The sequence below is a fragment of the Methanosarcina sp. genome (assembly GCF_049706645.1).
GTDB lineage: Archaea > Halobacteriota > Methanosarcinia > Methanosarcinales > Methanosarcinaceae > Methanosarcina.
This window is the reverse complement of the sequence record NZ_JBNAKP010000057.1, coordinates 12015-32880: the sequence shown is the minus strand read 5'-3', so window position 1 is coordinate 32880 and position 20866 is coordinate 12015. Positions and strand designations below refer to the sequence as shown.

Sequence of the window (20866 nt, the reverse complement as noted above, 5' to 3'; positions counted from 1 at the left end):
GCTTATTTCGAAAAGCCATAGCCTGCAAAACGCTGTGGCAGGTCAAGGTTTGCCAGCAGGAAACGATCCTCCTTGCTGTAAGCTACTTTTTTGTTACCTGAGAATTCCATCACGCAGGTACTGCCAGGCTTTACTTCTTTAACTTCCTGCCCATCAACCAGAATCTTCTCCACACGCACAGGTTCGGACTGCAGGCCAACGAAGAGATGAAGTACACCTGAGATTTCTACTGCCCGTGTGAATTTCGAGATGGTACATTCAAGGGTATAATCAGTACTTACAATTTCCTTATCGGAAATAATAAATCCCCTTTCTATATCTTTGGCCTGCACGTTTTTAAGGCGCATCCCTACTCTGGTGCCTGTGGGCGCGCTGTCAATATCCACATCATGGCTCTGAATAGACCGGATTTCGATATCCCTGTCCAGCGGGAAAATTTTAGTTTTGTCCTTATCTTTTGAAATCCCCTGTTTGACAATCCCGAGAACAACGCAGCCTTTTCCAGTAACATTGAAGGCATGGTCTATAAACACCCTTGCAGGCAGGTTGTTTAACTCAGCCTGTTCCGCTTCAATCTTTTCCGAAATTTCGTTAATTCTGGCTTTGAGATCTTCCACACCCTCAAAAGGATTTTTTGCACCTTTGTTGGTATTCAGGGAAAGGCATTCCCAGTCCTGAAGAGAAGTGCCCGCAGTCATTAATTTTATTTTCTTCTTCAGTTCGTCGATTGCATGCATATGGGTACTGTCGGATTTTGTCAGGGCAATTATTCCATGCTTAAAACCGAGCAGGTCCAGGGCAACAATGCATTCTCCGGTATGAACACTTACAGGGTTGTCCCTGTTCAGGCCATCAGGAGGGATGCAGAGGATTGCCATATCCGAAATATTCAGTGCCGTAACCAGGGGCTTTATGGCTTTGGGATAGCCGTGAGGATCCACAAAAACCATTTTTCGGCTCTCTTTATCATTATTATACAGGGTTATGTCGGAGGATGTCCCTTTTTTCCCGAGATTTGCGGCAAGGGAGGTCCTTCCACTCTTTTCCGTCCCGATAATTGCAAAATTTGTCATACTGGATCCCTTCCAATTCCTTCTAATTAGTATATTTAAAGATTGTTTAAACTCGGATTATTCATAAAATTCACTTTTGTAATGCTTCCGGACTCTGGACATTTTCCGGAGGATACTTCCCGGATTTGATGCTTTCTGAATTTAGATACCTACCGTACCCTAAAAGTTATAACTGGTATTAATAACTTTGAAACCTGCATGGTCTGATAACTCTGAAATCTACGGTATTATAATTTTCAAATCTGCATCTGGTATAATTATTACTGTAATATATTTCTTTTCGAAACGTTCTGAAAACATTCTTATAAATTTAAAACCCGAGAAAAGTTCTTGCAGGGAAAATTACCAGGTTTCGCCCTGCAAGATCGCCTGAGTCTTATCGTTGGTGCTTTTATTGATTTTTCTTATAATTATCAGATACTCTTCCCCGATCGGTTGAGGCTCCTCAAAAATTGCATCAATTCCAAGTCTTTTAAGGTAATCTTCGAACTCGGCTGCAGTTTTTAAATCTCTTACCCTTATCCTTGCCTCCTCATACAGCCTCTGACCGTTTTTTACACTTCTTATTGATTCCCGAAGAGGGCCCAGTATGCTTTCTCCCAGCTGCATACAGCGTTTTTCATAATCAGTTTCGTCTTCGTCCCATTCAACTGTCTGGAAGCCTTCTCTAACGATTCGGGAAAGCATATAGTCTCTGCCGGTTTCATTGTAAAACTTAAAGGCATGCCTGAGGTCCGAGCAATTACTCTGGGAAGAGGTATATTTTAATGGGGAAAGAACCATCTCAGGGTCTTTTATTACGACACCTTCATGCTCTTTTTCTCCCAATTCCCGAATGATTTTTCCAATTTCTTCAGCTGCAGTTTCCAGGGGAATTTCATTGAAAAACCTTACATGGAAAAAACCGTATTTTTTCAGGATTTCCTGCTTCCTGTTTATTGGGAGAGGTTCGCCGCTGTTTTTCTCCCGAATGTCGAAGATATAAAATTCTACCGATTCGACATCATAGATCGCTTTTGAGACATAAGGGTTGTCAGGGCCGATCATTTCTCCATAGAGTACAAGTTCAGGGAAATCGCCAAAGAATTTAAGGTTCAATTTCTCTTTTGCCTTTTGAGTCGTATAAGGGCATATATACCCGCTTCGTGTAATTGCAAGTATTTCGTCCTTTGCAATCGCTATGCGGACATTGTATCCATTCATTTTTTCTTCCACGGCTACTTTTTCAAGGCCGCTAAAGTGCTTTTTAATCGTGGGATTCAGCACCATGGCTCTTCGGATTTTCGGAAAACCCATAATGATTTCGAAAGAATCGTCTTTCTCATAAAGTACTGTTCCCCTTTCGATATGGGAGATTTCCTTATCGAAACGGAACAAATATTCATATTTTCCCCAGTTTCGGGCAAGATAATTTTTCTCAAAGAGGTGCTGAACCCTTTCCTTATTGAACCCCAGGTAACTGGCAAGCCGATCTACAAATTCAGGATCTATTTCCTCATTCCCCTCTCTACTCATGTTTATTTATCTGTTTTCAGCCCTGAAATAAGTTATCATTCTCAGGCACGCCTTCAGAGTATCAGGCATATTTCACAAGAACATGTTCTTCAGGAAATAAATTAAGAAAATGATTCTGCCATTAAAAATCTTTTTAAGTATGCGGCTTCTAATCTGTCTCTAATCTTTTTATATCTAAGCTTGCAAAAAAGACTGGAGATTGTAAAATGGCAGATGAAATCGACTACAAGATTATGGGCGACGATATGCAGATCGTTGAAATCGAGCTTGATCAGGATGAAGCCGTTCAGGCAGAGGCTGGGGCTATGGCATACATGGGACCCGGGATTCTAATGCAAACCAGCACGGGTAATGAAGGAGGTGGACTTTTCGGAAGCCTGAAAAAAGGACTTAAACGGGTAATTACAGGAGAAAGTTTCTTCATTACGAGCTTTATCCACAAGGGTTCCGGAAAAGGGCACGTAGCTTTTGCGGCTCCGTATCCGGGCAAGATTATTCCCCTTGACCTCACCAAGTTCGGAGGCAGTCTCCTCTGCCAGAAAGATTCATTTCTCTGTGCTGCTCGCGGAGTAGAAGTGGAAGTAGCTTTCACCCGCAAGCTCGGAGCAGGATTCTTTGGCGGCGAAGGCTTTATCCTGCAGAGGCTGAAAGGTGACGGCCTGGCCTTCCTTCATATCGGAGGCACAGTGATAAGAAAGGAGCTGGCAGCTGGCGAGACTTACCGTGTCGACACAGGCTGCGTGGCAGCTTTCACCGAAAACGTGACCTATGACATAACCTGGTCAAGGAACTTTAAAAATGCCCTCTTTGGCGGTGAAGGAGTTGTCCTTGCAACCCTTACAGGCCCGGGTACAGTGTACATACAGAGCCTGCCTTTCTCCCGCCTTGCTGACAGGATCTTTGCAGCGTCTGCCTACGGCCGTAACCGGGACGAACAGAGCGGCATTGCCGGGAGTGGTATCCTGGGAGGCCTTATTGGCGGAGATAAATCATTTTAAAGACGAGAATTCATTGTAAACAGGAAAACAACTCTAAAACCGGAAACTGCTCTAAAATAAATTCATTCTAAAAAGGAATTCGTTGCAGGTAAGATAGAATTCGTTCTAAACAGAAACCCTTCTAAAAGCGAAAAATCAATCGAAAATTTCGAAATTCAAAAAGGCCTGTCTTGAAAGAGCAGGCCTTCTTTTATTACTTGCTTTCAGTATTTCAATCAAGTTTTTTCTGGCTCTTTTTCTCTGGATTTGAGCTTATTCCTCAATTGTATTTATTACATTTCTGCGGGCCAGGAAACCAACAAGTTCCTCCTCCAGGTTAAGGACCGGAACACCTCCGACATCGTGTTCCATCATGGTCTGAACAGCTTCTGCAAGAGGGGTATTGGTATAGACGCTAACCACACTGCGGGTCATGATATCCCCAACCAGCAGGTTCCTGATCCTTGAATCCTGCTGATTGTCGGCTACCAGATCCCTGAAAGAGCGCATGGCAAAGGCAATGTCGTCTTCAGCAATAATACCTACAAGCTTTCCGTTTTCAATTACTGGCAGCCTTCCCACATTTTTATCAAGGATAAGCCGCCTGGCGTGGCTCACCCTATCAGACGGGCTGACAATAATAGGGCTTTTTTCCATTACTTCTCCGGTAAAGCCTGTGAAATGATTTATTTTCATGAATTCCTGGGGTGTAACCCAGCCCAGGGCGTTTCCATTATCAGTGACAATAATTACGCCACCTTTCTTTTTCATCAGGGTAAGGACATCCCTGGTATCGGTATCAGGCAGAACCTTTACAAAGTTGTCGGATACGGCTGTTGCAACATGCAGAGAGGATGCAGGTTTGCTCAGTTTCTTTCGAGTTCCGAGCTGTTCTGTCAGACTTCTCATTGTAAGTACACCGAGTACCTGATCGCCATGGACTACCAGCAGGCGTTTAGTATCTTTCTTTTCCATAAGGTCCAGGGCGTGAGATATGGTGTCTGACTTGTCAATCCTGTATGGTTGTACCATTATGTCTTTAACTTGCATGCAATTCACCTCATGCGTATCCAGAATTTTGAATTATACATTTCGCAATTTTTTGCGTGTCTTCTTCATCCGTTTTCCTGTGCTTTAATTTCGCATCCTTCTCTTACTTTTGGCTGCTTTATTGCTATATATTGCTATTTTTGCAGTATATACCTCCGCATTGCAATGTTTCAGAGAATGGCTTTCATGATATCGGTTCTGCTCAATATGCCCACTATATCTTCTCCGTCACTGACAGGCAGTGCAGTCACTCCTTCTTCAATCATTTTTTTTGCGGCTGCATTGACGTTTTCGTTCATGTCAATGGAAGTTATCGGAGAAACCATGATGTCCTCTGCGGTTAAAGGCACCTCTTTTACGTATCTGTAGGTTTTTTGGCCTCCAGGGGAAGATTTACGGGTTATCTTGATGCTTTTTGTGGAAAGTTCGCCTTGAAAGTCAGTTAAGAGGTTTAAAGCAAGGCTTTTGCTGGAAATAATCCCTACAGGCTTTCCGGCATCGTCTTTAACGATCACTCTTTCGATCTCATTTCTGTTCATCTCGTCAATTACATGGTTGATAGTATGATGCCTGTGAACAGAAATAATATCCTCAGTCATTAATTTGGGGATTTTTGTTTTCATTTCCTCGCTATTTTCCGCAACATAACGCACAAGATCTGTCCTGGTGATAATACCTACAATATCGTTCTTTACCACCGGAATGTTATGCACTCCGTTCTCAAGCATTAAGGCAGCCGCCTGGGAAATAGAGGCTTCAGGATAGATGGTAATAACCGATTCAGTCATCAATAACTTTATAGGGATCTGGTCTATCGGCCTTCTCCTCCAGAGGGGTTCGGCCTGAGCCAGACGGTTAGTGATGTCTGATTTTGTGACGATTCCCACCATCTTGCCCTCGTTGAGGACAAGCAACGTACTGATTCTATATCTTAACATCAGCTTTCTTGCATGTGACACGGGTTCATCTGCGTTTAGGACATATACAGGTGAACTCATGATGTCCGCCACATTCATGAAGTACCTCCTTCACTTTTACAATATATAAGTATCAATAATTATAGTTTTTGAATCGGTTGCGAACTTTACAATTTTTAGCTATAAACGCTAAAGTTTTAGAGAAGTAACATGTAATTTTTGCTGAAGTGAGGGCTATCTTGAAAAGTTAAGTTCAAAATAAGCTGCACTTCAAAATTCTGAATATCCAGAGAACCCTGAATATTCAGAGTACAGGTTATTTCTCGATCTATCCAGCTAGAGAACTTTCCTCTTCTCCAAAACTCCTGAAAACTTAAACTCCCGAAAACTCAAGCCCGAAGGTTTTTCGGGCTCATTTCAACTTCAATTTCCACTAAATTTAGTTAAGCTCCGGGGCAGTTTGAGCCAGTTTAATCCAGCTCGAACCGGGCTGGACCAGTTTAATTCAATCGTTTTCCGGATTCATTCAAGAGATTTCAGGAAATCGCTTTCCGTAATTATGCCACGGAGCAACCCATCCTCCAGCACGGGGAGTGACCCTATCTTTTTCTCAAGCATTATTTCCATTGCTTTTCCCAGGTCTGTGCCCGGACCGGTCCAGATCAGTTCTTTTGAGACAATAGAGCCTACAGGCTGGTCAAGCGCCTCATGAATGTTTCCTGTTGTCAGCTTACTGAAAGCGTCTCCCCTACCAAGGAAATGGACAATATCAGAGGCAGTGATAATTCCCGCAAAGATTCCATCCTTGACTACAGGAAGTCTTCGGAGCCTGTTACTTACCATTACTTTTGCTGCCTGCCCAATGGGCGTATCAGTTGATACCATCTTGACGTTCTCGGTCATATATTCATCAACAGTTCGGTTTGTTACGAGCCCGCCCATCAATTCCAGTGCATTCCTTTCGGTAAAGATTGCAACGACCTGCATGTCATTGTTAACGATTGGCAGGCCGCCTGTCCTTCTTTCAAGCATCACTGAAACTGCATCTTTAAAATCGGCCTGATCATGAAGGTAGGCAATATCCGTTTCCATGATTTGCCGTACTTCTTCATTGATTGCAGCCAGAAGGTTACCTTTGAAACGATTTTCAACGAGCAGATTTTTTCTGCCGCCTCCTAGAAAATCGATAATATCCACGGAGGTAACTACCCCTTCCAGCCTCCTTGTTCCGGCATTTGTAATAGGAATGCGCCTGAACCTCCTTTCAGTCATAATCCTGATTGCTTCCATAATTGTTGCAGTAGGAGGGAGAGTTACTACATTCCTTGTTGCCAGGGCCAGGATCTTTCCTTCATGTTCTGAAATGCGAGATTTAAATTCAGGACCCATTCGCATAGTGCCCATACTGCTAATCGTATGCGGGTCTTTGTGTTGCGCTTTCTTGGATTTGCTCACGCCTGGCTGAACCTTCATCTTATCGACGGGCGAAAATGTCGTATCTTTGTTCAATAGGATCACCGAATTCGAGTTGCAGTTAATTGCTTTTTTCGTATTCCGTTTCTTTTTCCTGCCATCTTGCAGAAATTTCCCTGGGACCTGCAGTTCATTTCTCAGCAGGCCCAGATTTGCTCCTGGAAAAAATAAAACCTGAAAGCAATTTTTTCCGAATCTTTCCGAAAGGTTTCCTTTACCTGTAGATTTATAATTATTATTAATGATGATCTTTAATGTTATAATCTTTTTGTGTGAAAACTTGCTGCGGTTTTTTTCGCATAAGTTCTCTATTAGAGTTCTCTATCAGTTGTTATCCTTTTACTGGAAATTTCACCACAAAGTTTTCTTTCAAAAGCGATTTTCGAAGGGTTTATCAGGCCATATATCGACAATAGACTCCAGAAGATCCTGTCTATCGACGATCCCGGATACCCTGTCCTTTTCATTTACGATGGTAACTCTTCCAATATCATAACGGATAATCATCTCAATTGCACTTTTAACGGAATCGGTTTCAGAAAGTGTATATGTAGGAGTTGACATTATCTTCTCAACTTTTGGGCTGTCATTAGGCCTCGTGCGCCTTTCGTCTTCCACTTCGATTCGCACAGCACCTGATTTGATTATATCCCTTCTGGTTATCATTCCAATGGGTTCGCCTTTCTTTGAAACTACAGGAATGCCCGTATAATCTGTCTCGAGCATATGCCCCCAGACCGTGCCGACTTTATCCTCTGGCGAGCAGGTTTTGACCTTTTTTGTCATTACGGCTTCCAGTGATTTGGGAACATTTTTTGGGACTTCCACGTTTTTGAGAACATCCACATTACTCAGGACACCGACAACCGTATGGTCAGCAGTTGATACGATAACCGGAACTCTATTCTGTTTCGATTGCACCATTAATTTTGTAGCCTTCACGATATCCATATCCGGAGTGACTGTCGGGGACTGCCTTGCATATCCGCTCACCGTGACATTTGACTTGGTAGACGTAACTCTCAGGATGTCCTGGTCACTCAGCATTCCTACAAGCCTGTTCTCTTCGTCAACAACAACAAGGCTTCGAAGAAGGTGGTCGCGTATTAGCTGACGGGCGTGAGTTACAAAGTCACCTTCTTTGATGCTAATAGGTCCTTCTGACATAATCTCGCTAACGTTCATTGTTTGCCTTCCTATGCTCTCTTTAAGACAGAAGATTTAAAGTCAAGATCTCAAGATTTCAATTCATTCGTAATTTTCCCCTTCTTCTTGCCGACAATTTCCGCATAAGTACCTTCCATCCACAAACCTAAGGTCATATGATAAAAGATCGCAGGATTCACATATGCCCGTTTGGAATTCCTCTGCCTCTGAAATCTCTTCGACTGAGGGGATGGAGAGGAGAGCCTCCCTGTTCATGTCAATAAGATCTTTGAGAATAGTATTAAGTCCGGGTGTTACCATCAGGATATCAGTATTCGAAATCACTCCTATTACCATACCGTTTTCCAGGACTGGCAGCCTTTTAACATTCGCCTTCAACATGATTTTGGAAGCTTCTACTATATTTGTTTCAGGCTCTACGGTTATCAGTGGGGTTGAGAGGATTTCACTTGCCTTTACCTCACCTGGTTTTCTATCCTCCGTAATGATACCTCTCACAAGGCCCCTTTCAGTTATGATTCCCATAGCTTTGCCATTCTCGGTAATGATGACGCTTCCTGCATCACGACTGACCATTTCCCTTGCAATAGCGGGAATATCCGAGTTGATATCCATTACTATGACTGCTTTATTCATGACTTCAGCAACCGAGACTTCTCTCTCAATTTCTCTGCTGTGAATACCAACACCTATCTCCCTCTCAGCATCGGTATCCCTTCCAGATCCATCTGCCATCTACTGCCGTTCCCCCTTTAGTTCCGTACTTCGGCAATTCACAATATAAAATTCACGATATAAAAGCTCTCCAGGTTTTCAGTTTCCTGTGGAAAAACGTTTCAGATTGCTTTAGTTTTCTCTCTAACTCCGGCCCTGCAATCATCAACTTTTTAAAGACGATACTCCGGTGAGGCTGTAGTTTCCGGATTTATTTTTTTGTCCGATCCCTCTAAGATATCTTCCCCACACTTTCCGGACGTTTTTATAACACTTATATATACGAGTCAATGGTACATAACGATAACGGCATTTGCTTTTTTTGTAGAGAACAGAAGTTTGCATGGAGTCGGAAATGCATCCTTTTTAGGGCCACTCTCGTTTTTCGTGAAGAAAAGTTTACAGGAGTTTCGCAGGAAATTTTTCAGAACCCCTTTGTTTCCACTGGAGGTTTTTGCTGAGAATGAAAAACTCCCAGTCATCTGGAGAAATTATCAGGAAGAAGTGCAGAAGAGAAGTATATTTTAGAAAGCAGGCTTATACAGGTTAGAAACAACTTAAATTATATTTGTAATGCTTTCTATTTTTCTCACAGGAAATTTTTCAGACCCCTTTATTTCCACTGGAACGCACTTTATAAGCTTTTTGAAAAACACAGATTTAAGGAGTAAAAATAAAATAGAAGCTGAAAAAGGAGAAAGATTAAAGCATGATCACTCTGCTTCGATTCCCGATACTCAACTCGATCTCCTCATTCAGACCAAATTTCGCATATGCATTAATTATCTGGATTTCGGAATCAATATCGAGATCCTCGATTACATATGCCTGTTCTCCCCAGAGTGTTAGCTTGATGCTGCCGGTTTCGTCTTTAAGTCGAAGGTTTGCAACCACATTCTCGGTTCCGTCTTCCCTTTCGAACTCTCGGAGTTCTCCTACTTCGGAAACTTTCCCCTGGACTGAATAGCTCTCCCCCGGGACAATATTAGCAATATCCGTAAACCTTTCCCTGTACTCAATCTCCTTTTCACTCTTCTGGATTATCCCTCTGCCTCCCAGATTCAGTTCCACCTGCTGGTTGAAGGCATTTTCCCGAGAATAAGCATGGAGTACCTCTATAGTCTCGTCAAAATCAATTTCATCCAGAAAGCTGGTTTTTTCATCCCAGAGAGTCAGCCTGATTTTGCCTGTGGAGTCGCCAAGAAGGAGATTTCCCACTCTTCCGGTGGATCCATCTTTTTTCTCAAAGGTGCGAATTTCCCCGATATCAAGTATCCTTCCGGAAACGTTAATATCATTCATATCAGCCGTTATATCCGCAACCGGGGTAAATTTCTCTTCATACTCGATTTTTTTCTCACTTTTCCGGATTATACTTCGGTTTCCGATCTGCAGTTCAATTTTCTGAGTAAAGGCGTTCTCCCGGGCATAAGCATTGACAAGTTCCACGGTATCTCCGTATTCAATCTGGTTCAAGAACTCGGTCTTGTCATCCCAGAGGGTCACCCTGAGTGTGCCTGTTGCGTCCCCGAGAAGCAAGTTTCCAACCTTTCCAGGGTTGCCGTCTTTTCGCTGGAAGGTCCTTATTTCTGAGATTTCCAGGACTTTTCCTGTCAAATTCAGGTCCCCCATGCCGTCCTTTACATCCTTTATCTTCTGGCTGCTCGCAGTCACATCGATTTCTTCTTCACTTTCGGCAAGGACTCCATTGTTTCCTACATTGACTTCCACTCCTGAGTACCCCTGCTTAGCGTAGCCACTGATCTGGAGGGTTTGCCCTGCTTCGATTTTTCCAGCCTTTATGAGGTCTGCCATATTGTCCCAGAGCGTAACCTTTATTTTTCCGGTCTCATCTCCAACAATTATATTTCCGACCCTACCTATCGTCCCGTCGTTTCGGGTAAATTCTTTGGGATCGAAAACCGACACAACTCTTGCAACAAAGTTAACTGGTCCGCTCTCAGCTGTAATATTTTCAATCTTCACACTGTCCCGACCTATATCCGAAAATCCAAGTTCGTTGGCAACCAGCATGGCAGCCATAGGTTCATCGCAAAGCCCTCCCATGTTTTCGACCTTTTCCTGGACACGCTGCAGGAAGTCTTCTTTACTGATGACATGGCTGAGCTTTTTATAGATCGATTCAATATCTGTCATATTATCCCCTTAATGTATGATTCTTATCTTCAGTGTTTGCTATTTGCCTTAGTTCCTGTGGCTGGCAATAATATTAGCCACGCTTGCTGCTTTAAATCCGGCTCCGACGTTATGGTATAAAATTCAAAAACTGTTTTATGAGAGTAGTCGATTAGCAAATCTTAATCTTGTCTAAAAGTTCAAATCGCTTCAGTTAAGTTTAAGTTAAGTTTCAGGCGAATTTCAGGTAAGATTTCAGAGTAAATTTCAGAGTAAATTTCAGAGTATTTCAGAGTAATACACTTCAAAACTTATACCTTTTAGTAAACATACGATAAGAAAGGTCACAGTTAATTATCTTCTAAAGTTCCTTTTATTCTTTTTGATTTTAAGTTTCCGCGGTTTTAAATTTTATTTTTCTAAGTTTTATTTTTCTAAATTTTACTCCTCTGAATCTATAGTCCAAATCTTATTGTCTAAGTTATATTTTATGTTCCTTTTGTCTGGCCGCAGCAATCACTTGACAGGCAATTCAGCAGGCTCTGTCCCTATAAGGTTTTTGGATTGAGTCCTGACAATGTGGTTGAAATCAAGTCCACGAATCGCGCCCGAAGAAACTGTTGACCCGAATCTCAACCCGGAATTGAAAGTTCAAATCGACCTTCCAGATAGGTTTTAAATTGTGCTTGAATACGGCGGTCGGTAAGAATACTTTAGATTTCGCGCTAGGGTATGCAAGCCGTTCTACTAAAGATTACCGTGTGCCCGATGAAAGTATTTCTCAACAAAGCGGAAACAATATTAATAAACTGCACCCATGCTTTTCTGGTGCTGATTGGCTTGATACAGGTAAATAAGATCCAGTTCCTCTCAAATATGGCAAACGTGCTCTCCATACTTTTCATTCCTGTATTTGCGAGGTCTCTGGGAGCTTCTTATTTCGAAGTAGGCCTCATTGTGAGTGTTTATTCAGCTGCGACCTTGCTTTCCTCATTTATTTTCGGAAGGCTTGCAGATTTTCACCGTCTGCGCACAATGCTCCTCGCCGGCCTCGGATTTTCAGTTGCAGCTTTTTTCCTTCAGGTTTTTGCCAGTGATCCGGCTACTCTCATGCTTGCAAGAGCTTTTACAGGTTTCACCGTGGGTGTCTGCCCTGGAGCCTTGATTGCGTATGTGCACTATCGGAAAGAGAGCCTGGGAAGATTCATTTCTCTTGGTTCTCTGGGCTGGATGGCGGGCTTCCTGCTAGCAGGGCTTATAGGGGAAAATATGGACACGCTTTTCCTGCTCTCTGCCACCTTTTATCTATTCTGTTTCCTGCAGGCTTTAAAGCTAAAAGATCTTCTAAAACCCCGACTTGATATTCCCTATCTTTCTCTGGATACCTTGTTAAAGAACTCAGGGGTTTATTTTTCCCTTTTTCTGCGGCACACCGGAGCCCTGGGAGTCTGGGCTTTTTATCCCCTGTATCTCAGGCAACTCGGAGCAAGTGATTTCTGGATTGGGTTTATCTACTCTATTAATCCAGCAGTCCAGTTTTTAATTATGCGTAGGCTTGATTCCTTTGAAAACAAAAAACTGATCCATGCAGGGTACCTTGTTTCAGTTATTGGTTTTGTAAGTTACGCACTTGCTCCATCTTACCTTTACATCATACCCAGCATGTTTCTCGTTGCCTCAGCCTGGGCTTTTTTATACGTGGGTTCTACCCGCCAGGTTGTCGAACTGAATCCGGATAAAGCGACTGCAGCAGGTCTTATCAACTCAATGATTGGGGCTGCAGGAGTTGCAGGCGCTCTCCTGGGAGGGATTTCTTCCCAGCTTTTCGGATTCAGAGAAACAGCACTAGGAGCTGCGATTCTGGCCATTTCAGGTCTACTGTTCTACAAATTATTTGGAGATAATTTTGAGGCCTGAATAGTTGAGATATAGAAAATTTTAACTAAACAGCTTTGTCAAAATAAAACATTAAAACAAAACCTTATTTATGGTAAAGTTTCATTATGTACGTGATACCATGATTCGAAAATGCACTGAGCACGGCTATTTTAGAGGAGGCAGCTGTCTGCAGTGTAAACGCCCTGGCAGATACCTGCTTGACGATAGCAAGGAGGAAAAGCTTGGCAGGTTTGTATCAGGCACTCTCCGGCATTTCCCAGCATCTGCGGGAGTTGAAATGGACAGTTTCGGCTGGGTGAATCTGAACGCTTTCTGCGACGTTATGAGGAAGCGGTATAACTGGATGAGGAAGGAATACCTTTATGCCCTTGTGGAATCCGATGAAAAAGGAAGGTATGAGATCAGTAACTCCAGGATCAGGGCACGTTATGGGCACTCTGTAAATATTGATCTGGACTACGAGGAAAGTGATTCTCCATACCTGTATTACGGGGCAAGCCCTGAAGAAGTCGATGTTCTGCTGGAGAACGGAATCTTTCCGATAAAACAGAGATACGTCCACCTCAGCACTACATATGAAAAAGCAGTAGAAGTAGCCCTTATTCATACTGAAAACCCTGTCATCCTTCAAATCGATGCATTTAAAGCCCAGGAAGACGGGATCTCTCTCAAACTTGCAACCGATGACATCGTACTTGCGGAAAAAATACCTCCTGAATACCTTTTTATCGTTGAAGACTGACTTTAAAAGTTTTTCTCTCCAATCCTTCCTGGTACTTTTTCCTCTCTTTTCTCTTCTCTATTCCTTTTTTCCTTCTCTATTCCTTTTTTTCTCCTCTCTTCTCTCCTTTCTTCTCTCTTCTCTTTTCCACTTTTCCTTCTCTATTCCTTTTTTTCTCCTCTCTTCTCTCCTTTCTTCTCTCTTCCTTCTCTTTTTCGCTCCCTACTCCTTTTCTCTTCTTTTCTTTTTTCTTTCAGCTAACCGATACTTCAAAAAGACCTTCCTTTTCCTCTATCCTGAATTTGACATCAAGAAATTGCTCAGTAACCCAGATATTTGTTGCAGCGTGAAGAGAAAGATCCCGTACAGTGTAAGAACTATTTCCTGCAAGAGCCATGTACGGTATTAGCTGGTCTGCCAGATGTGTGTCAACAGAGGCTCCTGTCCTGAGTTCAGGAATAATTTCGTCTGAAGCGCGTTTGCCTACTTTTTCTGCTGGAAGTCCTCTTTCCCCGAGGGCACTCCCACCTATATAGCCTGTCCAGAGGGTTATCCCGCTTCCAGTAGAAAAGGCTTCAAAAGATTGAGTTTCGATCCGGGAGGGATATCCGGCTTCCATTAATCCCGTACTGGCTGCTTCTGCCTGGCGTAAAGGTACATGAGCCGGAAGATTCGAAGCATGAGAAATCCCTCTTATTTCTTCCTCCTCTTTTAAAAAATGAAATCCTTGCAGTCTGCACGGTTTAAAAAAAGCTGAAACTTTTCCTCCTCCTTTAGGGTAGTAGCCGTGTTCCTTCAGGGTTACGCTGCCTGAGTAGCCCAGCCTCTCCAGAGCCCTGAAAGTCACGTGCTGCAGGTAGTCCATTGTCGGAGACCAGGCCACATCGGTTCCCCCTTTTACCTTGATTTCGACCTCCTCTTTCGCAAATGGCAGGGCAGGCATAATGCACTGGAGGAGCAGGGTTATGCTTCCTGCGGTCCCAATATCAATATCATACTTGCCCCCCTTTATTTCCACTGGAGCAAAAGAAAGTTCGGTAGAGCCTGGAAAAAGTCCCGAAACCTGAGCTTCACAGAGACTGGCTGCAGTTTCCAGAGCCTTTAAATGCTGCTGTTTAAGGCCCGGCTTTGGCCTGTTTTTCCTGATATTCGTAACCCTGATCTCTTTCCCCGTAACTGCGGAAAGAGCAACAGCCGTCCTGACCAACTGCCCGCCCCCTTCACCGTAAGAGCCGTCGATTTCTAACATTTCCTCCCCCACGTTTTCCTGATTTTATCTTACTTTACCCTGCTGCTTTCTTTTTCCTTTAAATTTCTGATTGCGGCTTTTACAGCTGGCCTGAGAGGATCCACAAGCATGGAGACCGGCGGTGCGTAGCAGGTTTCCAGGTCAAGGAGATCTCTGATTGTCGTTTTCTTTCGGACCGCAAGGGAGAGGGCATCGATTCTTTCTTTTACTCCCTCTCCTCCGGCAAGCTGTGCACCCACCAGAACCTCGCCTTTGAACAGAAGTTTAATATACAGATCTTTCCGACCCGGATAATAGGAGGCTCTTGTGCGGCCTCGGGAAAATCCTGTAATTACCTCTATTCCCCGGTTTTCAGCCTCTTTTGAGGTAATCCCAACTCCACCAAACTGCAAATCTCCTGCCACGGCTACCCAGGGGTCGGCAAGCGGCCCGAGAGTAGTATGTTTTCCTGTAATATTGTTGCCGATTATGTCGGCCATGTGCCGGGCTGTTGTACCCAGCTGGCTTAACCTGGCTTCTCCTGTTACAAAGTCCGTTACTTCCACACATTCCCCACCTGCATATACATAGGGAAGGAATTTCTCTCCTGCCTTAACCTGGAGCATTTCATTTACAATTATCCCTCCGGCTTCTCCGATTTCGATCCCTGCATCCAGGGCAAGGGAAATTTCAGGCCTAACCCCGCTTGCAAAAAGTACAAGCTCGGCAGGAAGCCGCCTATCCCCCACGTATAGTGTTTTTTCTTTCCAGAAACTTTCTGGAAAAACCACGGATTCCCCGGTGATAACTTCAATCCCGAGATTTTCCAGATGCTCTCGTATGATTTCAGAAATTTCAGGGTCCAGTTGCCTGGAAAGCAGGTTTTTGCTTCTGCTTATGAGGATGGCTTTAATTCCCCTTCTCGCAAGCGCAACTGCACATTCTATTCCTATTGTCCCTGCGCCTATTATGCAGACTTTCTCAACAGTTCCCAGGGCTTTTTCAAAAAGCATTCCATCAGCAAGACTTCTCAGGGTAAAGAGACCATAAGGGAGGATATTTGAGCTTCCTGTTCGAGGTATAAAGGGCAGGCTGCCTGTAGTAATTACGAGTTTGTCAAATGAATAAATTCCTTCCCCTGTCCGGACAATTTTTAAATCCAGGTCTATTGAGCTGGCGCACTCGCTTAGTCTGACATCGATCTGGTTTTTTCTGAAAAAATCCTGGGGCTTTACTATCAATTTTTCAAAACTCTCAATCTCTCGGCCCAGAACAAAAGGGATTCCACAGTGGCTGTAAGCAGTATGGGAATCTCTCGAAAGTACGGTAATCTTAAAATCACTCTGTCTCCGAAGTTTGGTAGCGACTGCCATGCCGCAGGCTCCGCCACCTATAATAACCACTCTTGCAGGACCTTTTTTTTCAGGATTCTGTGCGGACACCGGTTCCTGAAATTCTCCCTTTTTTCCCTCAACTGCAGCTGCTTTCTGGATCTCATTATCTACAGCTTTTTGTGTACCAAACTCGCTTCCCATACTCTTAGTAGTTGTGTTTCACGCCTATTATAGGTTTTTAAATGACCTAAAAGCTTCCAGGCTATTGAATATGGAATTTGTCAAAGAGGTTTAATCAGGCTTTTCTGAATATAAATTACTTTGAAAATCTGATCATGTACGTGGAAAAAGGTCTATAGTGTCTCTGGTATTATTTGCAAAAGCGGGAAATGCACTCTTAATATTTCAGGGGGTCTGAACGAGCGAGTTTGGGAGTGGGGGGTTAGTACATAAAAAAGTTTCTATGTCTCGCCCGTTCAATTTTTTACAAGTCTTTAGTTTTATATATACTTTTCTAAATTTTTCCATTTTATTATTTTTAACAATTTCTAAATCTCTTCCGGAATTTTCCGAAATAACTCTTCCGGAGCTGTTTTGAAAGTACAGTATTTTCAAAAATAACGGGTACGAAAAAACTATCCGGGTTTGGTAGAACTTTTTAAATAACCACAAAGTTCTTAAAGCCTGCGGGCATTAAATACATGAATTTAAAACATGTGACGCACAGAGTTCCTCATTTGCCGAGCTTTCTTTAAAGGCGGGCGAGAGCTGTTCTGTCAGGTCATATCACTGATTAACAACTTCATCTATTCATCATTGCTAAATTCGTAAAGATAATCCAATGTAACTAATCACATGCAAATATAATAAAAACTTCAGATTTACTGCATTATCACTCAGGGTTAAAATGACCATTCAATGTAAAACTAGAATTCGTACATCATCACCCATGAAGTAAAAGTCAAAAAGTGCTCTCAATAAACCTGATATGCATTCACTTACCGCTTACCAATTATCACTATGCAGCCCCTAATTTAAGGGATAGGGCCTCTGGCACATTTTGGCTGCACATGCCCGGATTACCCGCTTTTCAGGGGTATTTCTTGAAAACTTGAGTTATCAGGCTCATTGAAAAATGAACACATGTTTTGGCTACAGGCTCTGAAGTTACCTCAGCGCCATAATAAAAACTTATGTTAGGGCAAAGGCTTTCGGGCAGGTATGGAAAGCCTCAGGAACAACGAAGGTATTATTGTCTGCCCAACTTGAAAGTCAGAAGCTTCTCTATCTGAGAGAATCTTAAGCCAGGCTAATACAGGCCTGAAATTTTACCAGATTCTCGTAAGGCAAGAGCTTCTACCAGATCGCGTAATTTCTGGCATTCTGCCGGATCAGGTCTCCTGGCATAAGTATAATGGGAACTCCAGGCAGGTCCGGAACTCTCTTTCCGGCGATGGTTGTCATTAATTCTTAGATCTGCCTCTTCAAGGGCGTTTTATCCCTGACCCGGTATGAAATCTGATTTTTTACTATTTTTGCATTGTCCAGACTTTACGAGTTTTCGGAGTATAGAGAATAGTTTGTATTATCAGGAAACTCGATGGATTGTGGCCCAGGAAAGCAATCAGTCACAATTGTTAGGAATAAAATTCCTAAGGAAAGTAGTTTAAAAAAATTATCACGATAAACCATTTACAATATCTGAGGAGAATTCACATGCAAAATACAGATACTACAAAATACATCATTCATTCTAAAATTAACGCTGATGGGGTAATTGAACGTCCTGATATCGTAGGTGCGATCTTCGGGCAAACTGAGGGACTACTCGGGGCTGATCTTGATCTCCGTGACCTGCAAAAGACTGGCAGGATTGGCAGGATCGAGGTAATGGTTACGGCCAAGGGAGGAAAGACTAAAGGAAATATCTTTGTTCCTTCAAGCCTTGATAAGGTTGAAACCTCAATTCTTGCCGCGTCTCTTGAGACCATTGATAGAGTGGGACCCTGCAGCGCCAAAATTGAGGTTTTCCAGGTAGAAGACGTAAGGGCTGTAAAGCGCAAGAAGATTATTGAAAGGGCAAAGCTCATTTTTACCAAAATGTTTGATGAGACCGTGCCCGAATCCCAGGAGCTGGCCGATGAAGTTCGGCAGTCCGTAAGAGTTGATGAACTTACTTACTACGGAAAGTCCAGAATTCCCTGTGGGCCGAATGTACTTAACTCCGATGCCATTATAATTGTCGAAGGGAGAGCTGATATTCTTAACCTGCTCCGTTACGGTATCAAGAATACCATCTGTGTAGGTGGGACGAATATCCCTCCTGAAGTTGCAGAGCTTACTAAAAAGAAAACGGTTACGGCTTTTACAGACGGGGATCGTGGAGGCGAACTCATAATACGTGAGCTCCTGCAGGTGGCCGATATCGACTATGTTTCCCGTGCCCCCGATGGAAAATGCGTAGAGGATCTTGTCCAGAAAGAAGTTATAAGAGCCCTGCGCCGGAAAGTTCCTGTAGAGCAGATCATTGAGAAATACGGAATCCAGGAAAGGGAAGGCGAAGAAAGTGCCTGCAGAGTGGAGAGGAGCTCCAAAAGAAAGGTAAGGACACCTGAAATCGTCCCCAGGATTGCTGAGAAGAAGCTGCACAAGCGTATTAAGGTTCACAGGGTCTCTCCAAAGCCAGATCTTTACGGTGAAGGACTCCCGGAAGAAGAAACGAAAGGAGCAGAACCTGAAAGAGCTTTTGAGAAGGTACCTGAAAAGGTTGCTGAAAAAGTCTCGGAACTATCTCCTGTGACCGCAGAAAAAGTCAAAACAAGACCTGTTATCACAAAACCCCAAATCTCGGCAAGGGCAGTTCCTGCTGCCGCCAGAGTTCCCAGAGAAAAGCCTGCCGAGAAGGTTTCGGCGGCCGTCAAAGTTCCCGGAGGTGAGGCGGTTAGGGTTTCTCCTGCCCCGGTAAAGACGGTTTCCGTCTCTCCCGAAGCCGCCAGGTTCAGGCCTCATGTCGAAGCTCTGAAAGGAACTCTAACGGCCAGAATTCTCGACTCTCAGGATAAGGTAGTAGAAGAGATTGCAGTCCGCGACCTTGCCAGCAGGCTAAAGACCTATAAAGACAATATCCAGAGTGTGGTTTTTGATGGCGTAATAACTCAGAGGCTCGTTGATATTGCTTCAAGCAACGCAATTAAAAACCTTATAGGTGTAAAGATAGGAAATATAGCCAAGGTACCTGCTGATATGGAAGTTTTGACCGCAAGTATGCTTTGAGAGACCTTTACTTCTCTCAATTTCCGATTTTTTTTACTTCCCCAATTCCCAATCTCTCTCCGAATCTGTCAATCTTCATTTTTTTCTGACTGGCCTCAATTTTCCAGCTTTCTTATTTCCCTCTTTTCCCATTTCTTTTACCCACTTTAATTTTCCATCTTTTTTTCCAGATTCTCTTTCGTTTTTTTGAAATTTTACTCTCTTTTTTGTTTCTTTTCTTGATTGCACTTTTCTTCGTTTTTCAAAACCTGGCTTTCTTCCAGGAGTCATTGACTCTTTCCCTATTGATTCTCCAAAATCGATTTTGGATGTTCTCTATTTTTTTCGTAAAGTCAATTTTCTCTGAGCTATCATCTTATGTGTAATATTTATGTATGAGGCCTGTGTGTTCACCATGTTTTGGCATTATTTCACACTATGATGCTAAACTTCACACTTTCTGCCATAATCCTTCATTATTTATCATATAGATTATATAGAAAACTTTATAATCTACGACTCGGAAGTGATTTTCCTCGGATAATTCTTTTATCCGATTCAAGATAATATTAAATTGATCTTGTAAAATTGTAGGTCTGTTCGCTATGCACAAGGAAGAGCTTATACAACTGCACACATATATGGCCCAAATGAAGAGGTACTTCGAAAGGCACGGGGTAACGCACGAATTCGATGATTACAAGGCTTTATCCATAAGCCCTGTACATATTCACCGGAGTAAGGCGGACCACAAGCGCGCAATTTTTATTTTAGGAGGCGAGCTTGCTACTCTGATGTCCCGGGACGACCCTATCTTTGAGGAAACATCAACCCAGATGAGGGAATCGCTGAATTCTGTCATCAAGCTCATGGGTAATAACTGATAGGTCTCTTGAAAGTGACAAAAAATTCGTTATCTGAAAGTATAGGTTCCAGATATTTTTGTTTTGAGATCAGGAGACGGTAAGGATGAAGATGCATCTTCATTACCATCCCGTCCTCTCCATCTGAATAATATTTTTTCTCGGTCCAGCAAGGTACGAATCCTATGGACCTGTATAACTTTTGTGCTCCTATGTTACTATTTCTTACTTCGAGCCTTGCGTATCGAAGCCCGTTTGCAACAAAAGTATCACAGATAGCATGGATCAGTCCTGTACCTATTCCTCTTCCCCGATATTCTTCTTTGACACCAACAGAAAAAATGTGCCCTTCGTTTTCTGCGGAACGGTAGCCTACCACATACCCCACGACTTTTCCGTCCTGCTCCGCGACAAGGAAACCGTCCCCTACAGTTTCGTAAAAGCTCATATACAAGAGGGAGTTGTGCTCCGAAAAGGCCTCACTTTCAATTTCAACTACTTCCTCGAAGTCCTCAGGTGCAAAACGCCTTATCATAATATCTAATAT

At 43.0% G+C, this 20866-nt stretch carries 17 protein-coding genes; 5 read left to right on the top strand and 12 right to left on the bottom strand.

The annotated features are described in order from the left end of the window. Positions 1-2: 2 nt before the first annotated feature. Positions 3-1073 carry an elongation factor Tu gene (locus ACPK8D_RS15870; protein WP_424718822.1) on the bottom strand — a complete coding sequence of 357 codons (1071 nt, stop codon included), beginning with the start codon at positions 1071-1073 and terminating at the stop codon, positions 3-5. A 342-nt stretch (positions 1074-1415) separates the two neighbouring features. Next, positions 1416-2588: an RNA ligase gene (locus tag ACPK8D_RS15865; protein WP_424718821.1), complete on the bottom strand. Its 1173-nt coding sequence runs from the start codon at positions 2586-2588 to the stop codon at positions 1416-1418. Positions 2589-2794: 206 nt separating this feature from the next. Between ACPK8D_RS15865 and ACPK8D_RS15860 the strand changes: the two genes are divergently transcribed. Further along, the gene (locus ACPK8D_RS15860; RefSeq protein ID WP_424718820.1) at positions 2795-3586 is read left to right on the top strand and encodes a TIGR00266 family protein; all 792 of its coding nucleotides are present in this window, start codon (positions 2795-2797) and stop codon (positions 3584-3586) included. Between the two features lie 252 nt (positions 3587-3838). On the opposite strand, the gene ACPK8D_RS15855 is transcribed toward ACPK8D_RS15860, so the two are convergent. From ACPK8D_RS15855 to ACPK8D_RS15830, 6 genes are all read right to left on the bottom strand, one after another. Next, positions 3839-4615 carry a CBS domain-containing protein gene (locus ACPK8D_RS15855; RefSeq protein ID WP_424718819.1) on the bottom strand — a complete coding sequence of 259 codons (777 nt, stop codon included), beginning with the start codon at positions 4613-4615 and terminating at the stop codon, positions 3839-3841. Between the two features lie 170 nt (positions 4616-4785). Beyond that, a complete protein-coding gene (locus ACPK8D_RS15850; RefSeq protein ID WP_424718818.1) occupies positions 4786-5631 on the bottom strand; it encodes a CBS domain-containing protein in 846 nt (281 codons plus the stop codon). Between the two features lie 423 nt (positions 5632-6054). Further along, a complete protein-coding gene (locus tag ACPK8D_RS15845; protein WP_424718817.1) occupies positions 6055-7050 on the bottom strand; it encodes a CBS domain-containing protein in 996 nt (331 codons plus the stop codon). Positions 7051-7374: 324 nt separating this feature from the next. Beyond that, positions 7375-8190, bottom strand: a complete 816-nt coding sequence (locus ACPK8D_RS15840; RefSeq protein ID WP_424718816.1) for an HPP family protein — start codon at positions 8188-8190, stop codon at positions 7375-7377. Between the two features lie 63 nt (positions 8191-8253). Beyond that, positions 8254-8907, bottom strand: a complete 654-nt coding sequence (locus ACPK8D_RS15835; RefSeq protein WP_424718815.1) for a cyclic nucleotide-binding/CBS domain-containing protein — start codon at positions 8905-8907, stop codon at positions 8254-8256. 681 nt (positions 8908-9588) lie between these two features. Next, complete coding sequence (locus ACPK8D_RS15830; RefSeq protein ID WP_424718814.1) at positions 9589-11043, bottom strand: OB-fold nucleic acid binding domain-containing protein; 1455 nt, start codon at positions 11041-11043, stop codon at positions 9589-9591. A gap of 747 nt (positions 11044-11790) precedes the next feature. On the opposite strand from ACPK8D_RS15830, the gene ACPK8D_RS15825 reads away from it, so the two are divergent. Together ACPK8D_RS15825 and ACPK8D_RS15820 are read left to right on the top strand one after the other, a co-directional pair. Further along, a complete protein-coding gene (locus ACPK8D_RS15825) occupies positions 11791-12939 on the top strand; it encodes an MFS transporter (protein ID WP_424718813.1) in 1149 nt (382 codons plus the stop codon). 100 nt (positions 12940-13039) lie between these two features. Beyond that, a complete protein-coding gene (locus ACPK8D_RS15820) occupies positions 13040-13663 on the top strand; it encodes an RNA 2'-phosphotransferase (protein WP_424718841.1) in 624 nt (207 codons plus the stop codon). Between the two features lie 232 nt (positions 13664-13895). Here the strand turns inward: ACPK8D_RS15820 and rtcA are convergent, their stop codons facing one another. Further along, positions 13896-14891, bottom strand: coding sequence for an RNA 3'-terminal phosphate cyclase (rtcA, locus tag ACPK8D_RS15815; protein WP_424718812.1), 996 nt, complete (start codon positions 14889-14891; stop codon positions 13896-13898). Between the two features lie 29 nt (positions 14892-14920). Further along, a complete protein-coding gene (locus tag ACPK8D_RS15810) occupies positions 14921-16405 on the bottom strand; it encodes an NAD(P)/FAD-dependent oxidoreductase (protein ID WP_424718811.1) in 1485 nt (494 codons plus the stop codon). Positions 16406-17920: 1515 nt separating this feature from the next. Between ACPK8D_RS15810 and dnaG the strand changes: the two genes are divergently transcribed. Then, on the top strand, positions 17921-19477 hold the full coding sequence (gene dnaG, locus ACPK8D_RS15805) for a DNA primase DnaG (RefSeq protein WP_424718810.1): 1557 nt from the start codon (positions 17921-17923) through the stop codon (positions 19475-19477). A 75-nt stretch (positions 19478-19552) separates the two neighbouring features. Here dnaG and ACPK8D_RS15800 read toward each other — a convergent pair whose 3' ends face one another. Further along, positions 19553-19747, bottom strand: coding sequence for a hypothetical protein (locus tag ACPK8D_RS15800; protein WP_424718809.1), 195 nt, complete (start codon positions 19745-19747; stop codon positions 19553-19555). A gap of 314 nt (positions 19748-20061) precedes the next feature. Here ACPK8D_RS15800 and ACPK8D_RS15795 point away from each other — a divergent pair, with 314 nt between their 5' ends. Further along, entirely contained in the window at positions 20062-20340 is a 279-nt protein-coding gene (locus ACPK8D_RS15795; RefSeq protein ID WP_424718808.1) for a UPF0058 family protein, read from the top strand. On the opposite strand, the gene rimI is transcribed toward ACPK8D_RS15795, so the two are convergent. Next, a complete protein-coding gene (gene rimI / locus ACPK8D_RS15790; protein ID WP_424718807.1) occupies positions 20324-20854 on the bottom strand; it encodes a ribosomal protein S18-alanine N-acetyltransferase in 531 nt (176 codons plus the stop codon). The genes ACPK8D_RS15795 and rimI overlap by 17 nt on opposite strands. Between the last annotated feature and the right edge of the window lie 12 nt (positions 20855-20866).